The organism is Pseudomonas sp. 43(2021) (genome assembly GCF_017490805.1).
Taxonomy (GTDB): Bacteria; Pseudomonadota; Gammaproteobacteria; order Pseudomonadales; family Pseudomonadaceae; genus Aquipseudomonas.
This window is the reverse complement of the sequence record NZ_JAFGYJ010000019.1, coordinates 70,472-84,151: the sequence shown is the minus strand read 5'-3', so window position 1 is coordinate 84,151 and position 13,680 is coordinate 70,472. Positions and strand designations below refer to the sequence as shown.

The window sequence follows — 13,680 nt, the reverse complement described above, 5'->3', positions numbered from 1 at the left end:
CGTCCAGATACAACACGAGGCTGGGAGCCTGGCACCAAGCGGAAAAACCGCTCAGCATTGCCAGGCTGCCAACCTCGAAGATACGCGTGGCGTGTCCAACGGCAGCACTGCAAAACAGCCCTGTCGAAGCCTGCGACACGCCATGCACACCACTGACCAGGCCGCTATTAGCGACGCAGGCCCAGGCGACCGATCAGGGCGCTGTAACGAGTGGTGTCTTTGCCCTTCAGGTAGTCCAGCAGCTTACGACGCTGGTTGACCATACGGATCAGACCACGACGGGAGTGGTGGTCTTTGTCGTTGGCCTTGAAGTGGCCTTGCAGCTTGTTGATGTTGGCGGTCAGCAGAGCAACCTGCACTTCCGGGCTACCGGTATCGCCGGCGGCTTGCTGGTATTCGGCAACGATCTGAGCTTTTTCTTCAACGCTGAGGGCCATGTGGCTTCTCCTGATAACGGATCCCGCATGCGGGGTCCAATAGGCCAGGGACTGATCCCTGTATTAATAAAAAAGGTGTGACCGTGCCTACTGACAGCCACCCTTGGTGCCGTGGGGTTCGGCAACTGCCTGGCCCCCCGGTTTCGGTCATTCCGACCGAATCAGCCGACGCGGCGCAATGCGCCCGTCTTCGCTCACTTCACCGATACCGATGAAGCGTGCATTGTGATCCTGTACCCGGACCATGCCAAATTGTGGCGCGTCCGGTGCGCGTACCGCCTGCCCATGCAGCCAGTAGAACGCGCTGTGCTCGGACAGGCACACCAGCGGCCAGTCCTGCAGGCCGCTGTCCGAGGGCATCAGGAAGCGGTCGAGCGCTTCATTGCCGCCTTCGGCGTGGGCCTGTTCAAGTTCCTCGAGGGTGACCGTCTGTGCCAGCGCGAAAGGCCCGGCCTGGGTCCTGCGCAGCTCGGCAACATAGGCGCCGCAGCCAAGGGCCTCGCCAATATCCTCCACCAGGGTACGGATATAGGTGCCTTTGCTGCATCCTACGCTCAACCGTGCACGGGTGCCTTCGCACTCGAGCAACTCCAAGCGGCCAATAGTAACAGAACGCGCCTCGCGCTCCACTACCTCTCCTGCACGTGCCAGCTTGTACAGCGGCTGGCCGTCACGCTTGAGCGCCGAGTACATCGGCGGTATCTGGCTGATCTGGCCACGAAAACGTGGCAGCAGGGCCTCGATGTCGGCGCGACCAACGGTCACCTCGCGGGTCTGCAGCACCTCACCTTCGGCATCGCCGGTGTTGGTCGTCTGCCCCATCTGCATGACCGTTTCGTAGCCCTTGTCGGAATCGAGCAGGTACTGCGAAAACTTGGTCGCTTCGCCAAAGCACAGCGGCAGCACGCCGGTTGCCAACGGGTCGAGGCTGCCGGTGTGACCAGCTTTTTCCGCATTGAGCAGCCAGCGCACCTTTTGCAGGGCGGCGTTGGAGGTGAAGCCCAGCGGCTTGTCGAGCAGGATGATGCCGCTGACGTTGCGGCGGATACGTTTGACCTGGGCCACCGCTTACTCCTCGGCGTCCGGCTGGTCGGCATCCTTGTGCTGACGGTCTTCAGCGACCGCGCGCTCGATCAGTGCCGACAGGTGGGCACCACGGCTGACGCTCTCGTCGAAGTGGAAATGCAGTTGCGGCACGCTGCGCAGTTGCATCACACGGCCCAGGTGCAGGCGCAGGAAGCTCGCGGCGCTGGTCAGGGCCTTGAGGGTCTGCGGTACGGCGTCGGCGCCGTCCTGGCCCATCACGGTGATGAATACCTTGGCGTGGCCAAGGTCGCGGCTGACGTCGACGGCAGTGATGGTCACCAGGCCGACGCGCGGGTCTTTGACTTCACGGCGGATCAGCTCCGACAGCTCGCGCTGCATCTGGTCGCCGATGCGTTGGGTACGGCTATATTCTTTTGCCATTCTTGCTACCTGTAACTTAAAGCGGCAAACGCCCGGTCAAGCTGAAGCCTGACCGGGCGCTACCTTCAGAGGCGCTGCCAGCCGCCCTGGGGCGGGGCCTGCACCACGCTCGCCCCTTACAGGGTACGAGCCACCTGGACTTTCTCGAAGACTTCGATCTTGTCGCCGACCTTGACGTCGTTGTAGCTCTTCACGCCAATACCGCACTCCATGCCGTTACGCACTTCGGAGGCGTCGTCCTTGAAGCGACGCAGCGACTCCAGCTCGCCTTCGAAGATCACAACGTCTTCGCGCAGTACACGGATCGGACGGTTGCGGTACACGGTACCCTCGATGACCATACAGCCAGCGATGGCGCCGAACTTCGGCGAACGGAACACGTCACGCACTTCGGCGACACCCAGGATGTTCTCGCGAACATCGCTGCCGAGCATGCCGGTCAGGGCCTTCTTGACGTCTTCGATGATGTCGTAGATCACGTTGTAGTAACGCATATCCAGACCTTCCTGCTCGACGATCTTGCGCGCGCCGGCATCGGCACGCACGTTGAAGCCGAACAGTACTGCATTCGAAGCCAGCGCCAGGTTGGCGTCGCTTTCGGTGATACCACCGACGCCGCCACCGATCACGCGCACCTGAACTTCGTCGTTGCCCAGACCCGACAGCGAACCCTGCAGTGCTTCCAGGGAACCACGCACGTCGGTCTTGAGGACGATGTTGAGGGTCTTCTTCTCTTCCTGACCCATGGTCTCGAAGATGTTTTCCAGCTTGCCGGCGTGAGCACGGGCCAGCTTGACCTCGCGGTACTTGCCTTGACGGAACAGGGCAACTTCACGGGCCTTCTTCTCGTCAGCAACCACGGACAGCTCGTCACCGGCTTCCGGGGTACCGTCCAGGCCGAGGATTTCGACCGGGATCGACGGGCCGGCTTCCTTCACAGGCTTGCCGTTCTCGTCGAGCATGGCACGCACGCGGCCATAGTTGGAACCGCACAGGACCATGTCGCCCTGACGCAGGGTACCGTCCTGAACCAGGATGGTCGCCACCGGGCCACGGCCCTTGTCCAGGCGCGATTCGACAACCACACCACGACCTGGGGCGGTCGGGGTAGCGGTCAGCTCGAGGATCTCGGCCTGCAGCAGGACCGCTTCGAGCAGTTCGTCGACGCCGGTACCCATCTTCGCCGAAACCTTGACGAACGGAGTGTCACCACCCCAATCCTCGGAAGTGACGCCTTCGACGGCCAGCTCGTTGCGGATGCGGTCGATGTCGGCACCCGGCTTGTCGATCTTGTTCACCGCGACCACCAGCGGAACGCCAGCTGCCTTGGCATGCTGAACGGCTTCGCGGGTTTGCGGCATCACGCCGTCGTCCGCCGCCACCACCAGGATGACGATGTCGGTAGCCTTGGCACCACGGGCACGCATTGCGGTGAACGCAGCGTGGCCTGGAGTATCGAGGAAGGTGACCATGCCGCGGTCGGTTTCCACGTGGTAGGCACCGATGTGCTGGGTAATACCACCGGCTTCGCCAGCGGCAACCTTGGCACGACGGATGTAGTCGAGCAGCGAGGTCTTACCATGGTCAACGTGACCCATGACGGTAACGACCGGCGCACGCGATTCCACTTCACCTTCGAACTTCAGCGATTCGGCCAGGGAGTCTTCCAGGGCGGTATCGCTGACCAGGGTCACCTTGTGGCCCAGTTCTTCGGCGACCAGCTGAGCGGTTTCCTGGTCGAGCACCTGGTTGATGGTGACCGGGGTACCCAGCTTGAACATGAACTTGACCACTTCAGCGGCCTTGACCGACATCTGCTGGGCCAGTTCCGAGACGGTAATGGTCTCGCCGATGGTCACGTCACGGATGACTGGACCGGTCGGGTTCTGGAAGCCGTGCTGGTTGCGCTTCTTCAGCTTGCTCTTGCCACCGCGGCCACGGCGTACGCCATCGCTCTCTTCATCGGTGGTGCGCGGCGCGGCACGTGGAGTCGGGGCCTTTTCCTTCTCCTTGACCTTGACCTTGATCGACACGCGCGGGGCCTCGCCACGACGCTCGCCACCACGACGGTCTTCGTCACGGGTGCGGCCTTCGTTGCGACGGGCTTCGTCCTTCTTGCGCTCGGCAGCACGGGCAGCGGCATCTTCGGAGGCCGGGGCGTCGGCAACTACCGGAGCCGGGGCAGCGGCAGGCGCCGCCGCTGGCTTGGCGGCAGGCGCAGGGGCTACAGCAGCGGTTTCGGCAGCCTGACGGCGAGCCTGCTCTTCGTTACGCTGGCGAACTTCGGCCTCGACCTTCTCGCGAGCGGCATTTTCAGCCGCGCGGCGCTCTTCCAGCTCACGCTTCTGCTCAGCCTGGATTTCTTCCGGGCTGCGCTGCACGAATACTTTCTTCTTGCGTACTTCTACGCTGATGCTCTTGCTACCGGCGACACGCAGGGTGCTGGTGGTTTTGCGCTGCAAGGTAATCTTGCGCGGCTCTTCCGCCTTGCTCTTGTGGCTGCTCTTCAAATGAGTCAGCAGGGTCTGCTTCTCATTGTCGGTCACTACCTGACCGGCGTCGGTGTGCGGCAGACCTGCCTCACGCATCTGCTGCAGCAGGCGCTCTACCGGTGCCTCGACCTCTTGGGCCAGTTCTTTCACCGTGACTTGCGTCATGCACTTCTCTCCTCAGGCCGCGCCTAATTACTCGAACCAGTGGGCTCGGGCGGCCATGATCAACTTGCCGGCACGCTCTTCGTCGATGCCGTCGATGTCGAGCAGATCGTCTATCGACTGCTCGGCCAGGTCTTCGCGGTTAACCACGCCGCGCACCGCCAGTTCCGCCGCCAAGTCCTTGTCCATGCCCTCAAGGGAGAGCAGGTCTTCAGCCGGATGGGCGTCTGCCAGTTTTTCTTCGGTAGCGATGGCCTTGGTCAACAAACGGTCCTTGGCTCGAGCGCGGAGCTCGTTGACGATATCTTCGTCAAAGCCATCGATGTTGAGCATTTCTTCCAACGGTACGTAGGCAATTTCTTCGAGGCTGGTGAAGCCTTCGTCGACCAGCACTTGGGCCAGCTCCTCGTCGACTTCCAGTTCATCGATGAAATTGCGCAGGATGTCACCGGTTTCGGCCTGCTGCTTGGCCTGGATGTCCTTCTCGGTCATCACGTTCAGGGTCCAGCCGGTCAGCTGACTGGCCAGGCGAACGTTCTGACCGCCACGACCAATGGCCTGGGCCAGGTTGTCCTCGGCAACGGCGATGTCCATGGCATGGGCATCTTCATCAACGATGATCGCCGCGACTTCAGCCGGCGACATGGCGTTGATGACAAACTGCGCCGGGTTATCGTCCCACAGGACAATATCCACACGCTCACCACCCAACTCCCCGGATACAGCCTGGACGCGCGAACCACGCATGCCGATACAGGCGCCTTGCGGGTCGATGCGCTTGTCCTTGGAGCGGACGGCGATCTTGGCTCGCGAACCCGGATCACGGGAGGCAGCCATGACTTCGATGAGGCCCTCGGCAATTTCCGGCACTTCGATGCGGAAAAGCTCGATCAGCATCTGTGGCGCGGTGCGCGACAGGATCAGCTGAGGACCACGGTTTTCGGTGCGAATTTCCTTGAGCAGCGCACGCAGGCGCACGCCAACACGGAAAGTCTCGCGCGGAATGATGTCTTCGCGAGCCAGCAGGGCCTCGGCGTTGTTGCCCAGGTCAACGATGACGTTGTCGCGGGTAACCTTCTTGACGGTACCGGAGATGATCTCGCCAACGCGCTCGCGGTAGGCATCGACCACCTGGGCACGCTCGGCCTCTCGGACCTTCTGCACGATGACCTGCTTGGCGGTCTGGGCGGCGATACGACCGAACTCGATGGACTCGATCTTCTCTTCGATCACGTCACCAACCTTGGCATCAGGGTGGGTTTCGTGAATCTTGCTCAACCAGGTCTCGATCGCCGGATCATCAAGATCAGCTTCGTCGACCACGGTCCAGCGACGGAAGGTTTCGTAGCTACCGGTGTGGCGGTTGATTTCCACACGCAGGTCGACTTCGTCTTCAAAACGTTTTTTGGTTGCAGTGGCCAGTGCCACTTCCAGCGCTTCGAAAATGACGCCGGGTGGTACACCTTTTTCGTTGGATACCGATTCAACAACCAGCAGTACTTCTTTGCTCATCGTACGCCTCGCCTTGCGCAAGCCATTGGGCCCGGATCGTCCGCCGGGCCCGGCACGTCTCAGTCAAAACTGGGAATAATATTGGCCTTGTCGATCGAGTCGATCGGCAACAGGAACTCTTGATTGTCCACCTGGACCACCACGTCCTGCTCCTCCACACCGCGGAGAAGGCCCTGGAAGTTACGACGACCCTCGAAGGGTGAGCGCAGCTTGATCTTCACTTGTTCGCCGGCATGCGAGGCAAACTGTTCCAGAGTGAACAGTGGGCGATCCATGCCTGGAGAAGACACCTCGAGGGTGTATTCACTGCTGATCGGATCTTCCACATCGAGAATTGCGCTGGCCTGACGGCTGACCGCTTCGCAGTCGTCCACCAGGATGCCGCCTTCCTTGTCGATGTAGATGCGCAGTACCGAATGCTTACCCTGGGAAACGTATTCGATCCCCCAGCACTGATAGCCCAGACCCTCGACAACCGGGGCCAACAAGGCCTGCAACTGTTCTAGCTTGCTCGACACCTGAACCCCCTCGTGCATGCTGTGCAAATAAAAAATGGGCGAAGCGCCCATCCCTGAAAGCGCCGTTGGACAACGACGCCGAAAACTGTTCGGTTAGCAAAAAGCCCCTGAAAAGGGGCTCCGCTGAAGCTGGTTGCGGGGGCTGGATTTGAACCAACGACCTTCGGGTTATGAGCCCGACGAGCTACCAAGCTGCTCCACCCCGCGACAAAGCTGGGGCAAAAGTATAAGACCGAACCCTGCTGAGGGTCAAATCCGAACCTTCACCTGCAAGAAAGCCCGCTAAAGCGGGCTCTCAAGCTTTAATTGGTACCGAGAAGGGGACTCGAACCCCTACACCCTATGGGCACAACCACCTCAAGGTTGCGTGTCTACCAATTCCACCACCTCGGCAATACTACTACTTGAAACCCGTTACTTCTGCTCTTGTGCCGGAGGAGGTACATCACCCGTGTTAGGAGTGGTTTCGCTCTTCTGCTGCTGGAGCACCGGTACATCATCATTAACTGCCGGTTTCTGCGGCTCTTTCACTTCTAGCACTGCTGGATCCGGAAGACCCGCTTGGCTAAGCTGGTGAGCTTGTTGCTTCGCGAAGTATCCTAACCCAAGTGCTGTCAAAAAGAAAGTGGCAGCGAGTATAGCAGTTAATTTACTCAGGAACGTTGCAGAGCCCTGACTCCCGAACACGGTATTTGAAGCACCCGCGCCGAAAGATGCACCTGCTTCCGCACCCTTACCCTGTTGCAACAGAACCAGCACTACAAGCGACAGCGCTGCCAACAGATGAAAAACAACGATGACTGTTTCCAGCATTTGTTCAGTTTCCTGCGGCGCGACAAATTGCACCGAATTCGTCTGCGTTCAGGGAAGCCCCACCAATGAGCCCCCCATCGATATCCGGCATGCCGAACAGTTCGGCCGCATTGGCCGCCTTCACGCTGCCGCCGTAGAGCAACTGCACCTTCGCAGCCACTTCAGCATCTTCTGCCGCCAGCTGGCCGCGGATGGCTGCGTGCACATCCTGGGCCTGCTGTGGCGTGGCCGTAAGGCCGGTGCCGATGGCCCATACAGGCTCATAGGCAATTACTGCATTGGCAAAAGCCTTAACACCGAATGCTTCGATGATACTGCTTAGTTGACGCCCGACAACTTCGAGCGTTTTGCCAGCCTCGCGCTCTTCAAGGGTTTCCCCGATGCAAAGCACTGGCTTCAAACCTTTGGCCTGGGCCGCTGCAAACTTGCGATTGAGCACTTCGTCGGTTTCACCAATTATCTGGCGACGCTCCGAATGACCAATCAACACCAACTTGCAACCTGCTTCAACCAGCTGTTCCGGAGCAACTTCTCCGGTCAGCGCACCCTGTTCGGGTTGTACTGCAGAATTCTGTGCGCCGACAGTAATTCCCTTACCTGCCAGACCATCGATCACTTGATTGATGAACAAGGCCGGTGGAAACACTGCGACTTCCACTCCGCTCGGCAAGGCTAGATTTCTCAAGCCTTCGGTCAGCTCAGCGACGCTAGCGCGGGTACCGTGCATCTTCCAGTTACCAGCTACCATAGGGCGACGCATGCTTTACCTCGTCGGTCAAAGTGGGCGCAGATAGTACCCAACCCTATCTGCGCTGGCAAGCGCCTTCAGACACAAACTTCGCCGACCAGTTTGGCCAGCGCTTCTGCATGCGCACGCACCTGGCTTTCGTCCTCGCCCTCGACCATCACCCGCACCAACGGCTCGGTACCGGATTTACGCAGCAGCACGCGGCCGCGGCCGGCCAAGGCCTCGGTCACCTTGGCACTGGCTTCCTTGACCGACGGGTGCTCCAGCGGGTCGACCTTGCTGGCGCCATAGCGCACGTTGATCAGCACCTGCGGGCACTTGCGCAGGGCCTGACGGGCCTGGGCCAGGGTTTCGCCACGGCGCTTGAGCGCCATCAGCACCTGCAGGGCAGCGATGATCGCGTCACCCGTGGTGGTGTGGTTGCAGCACACGACGTGACCGGAGTTTTCACCACCGACCAGCCACTCACGCTCCAGCAGTTCGGCCATGACGTAGCGGTCGCCGACCTTGGCCCGCACGAACGGGATATCCAGGTCCTTCAGCGCAAGCTCCAGGCCCAGGTTGCTCATCAGCGTGCCCACTACCCCGCCCTGCAGCTTGCCACGGTCCTGCAGGTCGCGGGCGATGATGAACAGCAGCTCGTCACCATCGACGATGGCACCGGTATGGTCGACCATCAACACGCGATCGCCGTCACCGTCGAAAGCGATGCCCAGGTCGGCATGGCCCACCAGCACGGCAGCCTGCAGCGATTCGATGTGGGTCGAGCCGCAGCCTTCGTTGATGTTCAGGCCGTCGGGCTGAGCGTGCAGCACGGTCACCTCGGCACCCAGCTCGCGGAACACGCTTGGCGCAACCTTGTAGGTGGCACCGTGGGCGCAATCGACAACCAGCTTGAGGCCGTCGAAGCTGGTGCTGGTCGGCACGCTGCTCTTGCAGAACTCGATATAGCGGCCGGCGGCATCGTTGATGCGCGAAACCTTGCCCAGCTTGCCCGACTCGACAACGGTCATCGGCTGGTCGAGCAACTCCTCGATCATCAGCTCGACTTCATCCGGCAACTTGGTCCCCTGGCCCGAGAAGAACTTGATGCCGTTGTCATCGTGCGGGTTGTGCGAGGCACTGATGACGATGCCGGCTTCGGCATGGAAGGTACGCGTCAGGTAGGCGATGGCCGGTGTCGGCATCGGCCCGAGCAGCATCACGTCGGCACCCGCCGCGGACAGGCCGGCTTCGAGTGCGGACTCGAACATGTAACCGGAGATACGCGTGTCCTTGCCCACCAGCACCCGGCAGTGGCCTTGCTTGCGGAAGGCCATGCCGGCCGCCCAGCCAAGCTTCAGCATGAAGTCAGGCGTGATCGGGTATTCGCCGACGCGGCCACGAATGCCGTCGGTACCAAAGTATTTTCTGCTCATAGGGGCTCCAATGTTCTTATTCGGCGTTTTGCACCGCAGCGATCATGCGCACTACATCAACGGTTTCGGCCACGTCATGGACACGAAGAATGCTCGCCCCCTTGGTCATGGCCAACGCCGCCAGCGCAAGGCTGCCGTACAAGCGCTCGCCGACCGGACGTTCCAGCGTCAGGCCGATCATGCTCTTTCGTGAAACACCCACCAGCAGCGGGCGCCCAAGGCGATAGAGCGCTTCCATGTGCTTGAACAGGCTCAGGTTGTGCGCCAGTGTCTTGGCGAAACCGAAGCCCGGATCAAGAATGATTCTGTTAGCGTCGATGCCCGCCGCTGCACAGGCGGCCATTCGCTGCTCAAGATAACGCGTAACCTCGACGGTCACATCTTCGTAATGCGGGTCGTCCTGCATGTTACCCGGCTCGCCGCGCATGTGCATGAGGCACACCGGCAGGCCGGTATCCGCGGCCGCGTCCAGGGCGCCATCGCGCTCCAGGGCTCGCACGTCGTTGATCAGCCCGGCACCGAGGCGCGCCGATTCACGCATGACCGCTGGCGTGGAGGTATCGACCGAGATGACCACATCGAGGCGGCTGTTGATCGCCTCGACCATGGGTGCCACCCGCTCCAGCTCCTCGGTCACCGATACCGCGCGCGCGCCCGGCCGCGTGGACTCGCCGCCGATATCGATCAGCGTGGCGCCTGCAGCAACCATCGCTTCGGCATGACGCAACGCCTCGTCGCGCTGATTGAAGCGCCCGCCATCGGAGAAGGAATCAGGGGTGATATTGAGAATACCCATGACATGGGTACGCGACAAATCAAGAACCCGGTTGCCGCAAGGCAACCGGGTCGGGTACTGCACTGAGCTCATAGATGCCCTTAGTGTTGAGCCGCTGGACCGCCGATCGGCGATTCTGGGCGATCACCCTGGGCGGCAGGCTTGCCCGAAGCAGAGTCATCATCCCAGTCGCGCGGTTCGCGCGGGGTACGGCCGGCCATGATATCGTCAATCTGCTCGGCATCGATGGTCTCGTACTTCATCAGCGCTTCGGCCATGGCATCGAGCTTGTCACGGTTGTCGGTGAGCAGCTGCTTGGCCGTGGCGTAGCACTGGTCGATGATGCTGCGCACTTCCGAGTCGATCAGCTTGGCGGTTTCACCGGAAACGCTGGCGTGCTGGCTGGCAGCACTGCGGCCCAGGAACACTTCGCCCTCTTCCTCGGCATACATCAGCGGGCCGAGTTTTTCGGAGAGGCCCCACTTGGTCACCATGTTGCGGGCGATCTGGCTGGCACGCATGATGTCGTTGGACGCACCGGTAGTGACACCGTCGAAGCCCAGGGTCATTTCCTCGGCAATACGGCCACCGTACAGCGAGCAAATCTGGCTGATCAGTGCGCGCTTGGACAGGCTGTAGCGGTCCTCTTCGGGCAGGAACATGGTCACGCCCAGGGCACGACCACGCGGAATGATCGAAACCTTGTAGACCGGATCGTGCTCAGGCACCAGGCGACCGACAATGGCGTGGCCAGCCTCGTGGTAGGCGGTGTTCTGCTTTTCTTTCTCGGACATGACCATGGTCTTGCGCTCGGCGCCCATCATGATCTTGTCCTTGGCCAGCTCGAACTCTTTCATTTCGACCAGGCGCTTGTTGGCGCGCGCGGCAAACAGCGAGGCCTCGTTGACCAGGTTGGCCAGGTCTGCGCCGGAGAAGCCAGGGGTACCGCGGGCGATGACCGCCGGATTGACGTTCTCGCCGACCGGTACCTTGCGCATGTGTACCTTGAGGATCTGTTCGCGACCACGAATGTCCGGCAGGCCAACCACCACCTGGCGGTCGAAGCGGCCGGGGCGCAGCAGCGCCGGGTCGAGCACGTCCGGACGGTTGGTAGCAGCGATGACGATGATGCCATCGTTCATCTCGAAGCCGTCCATCTCCACCAGCAGCTGGTTGAGGGTTTGCTCACGCTCGTCGTGACCGCCACCCATGCCGGCGCCACGGTGGCGACCAACGGCGTCGATCTCGTCGATGAAGATGATGCACGGGGCGTGCTTCTTGGCCTGCTCGAACATATCGCGCACACGGCTGGCACCGACACCGACGAACATTTCCACAAAGTCCGAACCGGAAATGGTGAAGAACGGCACCTTCGCCTCGCCGGCGATGGCCTTGGCCAGCAGGGTCTTACCGGTACCGGGCGGGCCGACCATCAGCACGCCACGCGGGATACGGCCACCCAGGCGCTGGAACTTGCCCGGATCGCGCAGGAACTCGACCAGCTCGCCAACCTCTTCCTTGGCTTCGTCGCAGCCTGCAACGTCGGCCAGGGTGGTCTTGACCTGGTCTTCGGACAGCAGACGCGCCTTGCTCTTGCCGAAGCTCATCGGCCCGCCTTTGCCGCCCGCACCGCCCTGCATCTGGCGCATGAAGAACATGAACACGGCAATGATCACCAGGATCGGGAAGCTGGCCACCAGCAGCTGGGTCCAGATGCTCTGCTGCTCAGGCTGCTTGCCTTCGATGATGACGTGGTTGTCGACCAGGTCGCCGATCAGGCCGTTGTCGGTAATGGCCGGGCGCACGGTCTTGAAGTTGTCGCCGTCGGCGCGCTTGCCGGTAATGATGTAGCCGTCGACGGTCACACGCTCGACCTTGCCATCCTTGACCTGCTGGATGAAGTCGGAATAGTTGAGGGTCTGCGGCTCGTTAGGGCTGGAGAAGTTGTTCATCACCGTCACCAGGACAGCTGCGATGATCAACCACAGGATCAGATTCTTTGCCATGTCGTTCAATTCGCTACCCTCTGAGGTCGGCGCACGACGCAGCCGTTCCTCGCATGATATTCATCGCCCTAACTTACTACATTACCTACGCAGCCGCAGGCACCGTCTGTAACCCTTTGTGAAAGCTAGACTACACGAAGTTCGGACGATCCTGACGCAGCGGCCGATTGGAAATAACTATCGGCCACCCCGCTTCACGCCTTTCACGCCCCTTTGAAACCCCTGCCCAGCAGGTACTGCTCGCGGGAACGGTCACGCGACGACGACGGTTTGCGCATCTGTACCTTGTCGAACTTGCTGCGCACGTCCTTGAGGTACACGTCAAAGCCTTCGCCCTGGAAAATCTTGATCAGGAAGTCGCCGCCGGGCTTTAGCACGCGGGTTGCCAGATCGAGGGCCAGCTCGCAGAGGAACATCGCACGCGGCATGTCCACTGCGGGCGTACCACTCATATTGGGGGCCATGTCGGAAATCACAAGGTCTACGTGCGAATCGCCGACCGCCTCGAGAATGCGCTGCAGCACCTCATCATGGGTGAAATCGCCCTGGATGAAGGTCACATCCGGGATCGAATCCATTTCCAGGATGTCGGACGCGATCAGGCGGCCCTGGCCACCAATCAGACGACTGGTCACCTGCGACCAGCCACCAGGAGCCGCACCGAGGTCGATCACGCTCATGCCTGGGCGGATCAGCCGGTCCTTTTCCTGGATCTCCAGCAATTTGTAGCTCGCACGCGAGCGGTAGCCATCCTTTTGTGCCTGTTTCACAAAAGGATCGTTGAAATGCTCTCGCAGCCAGTTTGCGCTGCTTTTGGAACGTTGTACCACGGGGCACCTCGATGATATGCGTCGTGATTGACTGGGCGGAGCCGGTGGCCCTCGGGTAAAATGCCGGTCAATTTTACAGAATCAGACGGAAAGGGTCAGATTATGCCGCTCAATAACGAGCAGAAGAAGCAATACAAGTCCATTGGTCATGACCTGAAGCCGGTCCTGATCGTTGCTGGCAACGGTTTGAATGAAGGCGTCATCGCCGAACTGGAGCGCGCCCTGGTCGACCATGAGCTGATCAAGGTCGAAATTCGCTCGGAAGACCGCGAAGAGCGGGCCGAGACCATTGCCGAACTGTGCAAGGCCGGCCGTGCCGAGCTGGTGCAGACCATCGGCAAGAAAGCGCTGATCTACCGCAAGAACCCACAGCCGAACAAGCAGCTGTCCAACATCCACCGTTACAAGTAACGGCAAAGGGGCTGCTGCGCAGCCCATCGCGACACAAGGCCGCTCCCACAGGGATTGCACCGACCTGCGGCACAACGCAATCCCTGTGGGA

Annotated in this window: 13 protein-coding genes and 2 tRNA genes; 1 reads left to right on the top strand and 14 read right to left on the bottom strand. The window is 60.9% G+C overall.

The features are described 5' to 3' along the window. Positions 1-167 precede the first annotated feature (167 nt). The 14 genes from rpsO to rlmE form a co-directional block, all read right to left on the bottom strand. A complete protein-coding gene (gene rpsO / locus J5M71_RS17415) occupies positions 168-437 on the bottom strand; it encodes a 30S ribosomal protein S15 (protein ID WP_003249971.1) in 270 nt (89 codons plus the stop codon). Between the two features lie 147 nt (positions 438-584). Beyond that, on the bottom strand, positions 585-1,502 hold the full coding sequence (truB, locus tag J5M71_RS17410; protein WP_013974284.1) for a tRNA pseudouridine(55) synthase TruB: 918 nt from the start codon (positions 1,500-1,502) through the stop codon (positions 585-587). 3 nt (positions 1,503-1,505) lie between these two features. Next, positions 1,506-1,904 (bottom strand): 30S ribosome-binding factor RbfA, encoded by a 399-nt coding sequence (gene rbfA, locus J5M71_RS17405; protein WP_063911788.1) that lies wholly within the window; start codon positions 1,902-1,904, stop codon positions 1,506-1,508. Between the two features lie 116 nt (positions 1,905-2,020). Further along, positions 2,021-4,561, bottom strand: coding sequence for a translation initiation factor IF-2 (gene infB, locus J5M71_RS17400; RefSeq protein ID WP_207834352.1), 2,541 nt, complete (start codon positions 4,559-4,561; stop codon positions 2,021-2,023). Positions 4,562-4,588: 27 nt separating this feature from the next. Then, positions 4,589-6,070, bottom strand: a complete 1,482-nt coding sequence (nusA, locus tag J5M71_RS17395; RefSeq protein WP_063911790.1) for a transcription termination factor NusA — start codon at positions 6,068-6,070, stop codon at positions 4,589-4,591. Positions 6,071-6,129: 59 nt separating this feature from the next. Continuing rightward, on the bottom strand, positions 6,130-6,588 hold the full coding sequence (gene rimP / locus J5M71_RS17390; RefSeq protein WP_003249960.1) for a ribosome maturation factor RimP: 459 nt from the start codon (positions 6,586-6,588) through the stop codon (positions 6,130-6,132). 130 nt (positions 6,589-6,718) lie between these two features. Beyond that, positions 6,719-6,795 (bottom strand) — tRNA-Met (locus J5M71_RS17385). 100 nt (positions 6,796-6,895) lie between these two features. After that, a tRNA-Leu gene (locus tag J5M71_RS17380) sits at positions 6,896-6,981 on the bottom strand. Positions 6,982-7,002: 21 nt separating this feature from the next. Next, complete coding sequence (gene secG / locus J5M71_RS17375; RefSeq protein ID WP_015271857.1) at positions 7,003-7,401, bottom strand: preprotein translocase subunit SecG; 399 nt, start codon at positions 7,399-7,401, stop codon at positions 7,003-7,005. Between the two features lie 4 nt (positions 7,402-7,405). Continuing rightward, the gene (gene tpiA, locus J5M71_RS17370; protein ID WP_063911791.1) at positions 7,406-8,161 is read right to left on the bottom strand and encodes a triose-phosphate isomerase; all 756 of its coding nucleotides are present in this window, start codon (positions 8,159-8,161) and stop codon (positions 7,406-7,408) included. A 65-nt stretch (positions 8,162-8,226) separates the two neighbouring features. Continuing rightward, complete coding sequence (glmM, locus tag J5M71_RS17365) at positions 8,227-9,567, bottom strand: phosphoglucosamine mutase (RefSeq protein ID WP_063911792.1); 1,341 nt, start codon at positions 9,565-9,567, stop codon at positions 8,227-8,229. A 16-nt stretch (positions 9,568-9,583) separates the two neighbouring features. Further along, entirely contained in the window at positions 9,584-10,435 is an 852-nt protein-coding gene (gene folP, locus J5M71_RS17360; protein WP_207834350.1) for a dihydropteroate synthase, read from the bottom strand. An 8-nt stretch (positions 10,436-10,443) separates the two neighbouring features. Then, the gene (gene ftsH / locus J5M71_RS17355) at positions 10,444-12,348 is read right to left on the bottom strand and encodes an ATP-dependent zinc metalloprotease FtsH (RefSeq protein WP_015271861.1); all 1,905 of its coding nucleotides are present in this window, start codon (positions 12,346-12,348) and stop codon (positions 10,444-10,446) included. Between the two features lie 203 nt (positions 12,349-12,551). Then, positions 12,552-13,178, bottom strand: coding sequence for a 23S rRNA (uridine(2552)-2'-O)-methyltransferase RlmE (gene rlmE, locus J5M71_RS17350; RefSeq protein WP_025340705.1), 627 nt, complete (start codon positions 13,176-13,178; stop codon positions 12,552-12,554). Between the two features lie 102 nt (positions 13,179-13,280). Between rlmE and yhbY the strand changes: the two genes are divergently transcribed. Continuing rightward, positions 13,281-13,589, top strand: coding sequence for a ribosome assembly RNA-binding protein YhbY (gene yhbY, locus J5M71_RS17345; RefSeq protein ID WP_003249945.1), 309 nt, complete (start codon positions 13,281-13,283; stop codon positions 13,587-13,589). Positions 13,590-13,680 lie beyond the last annotated feature (91 nt).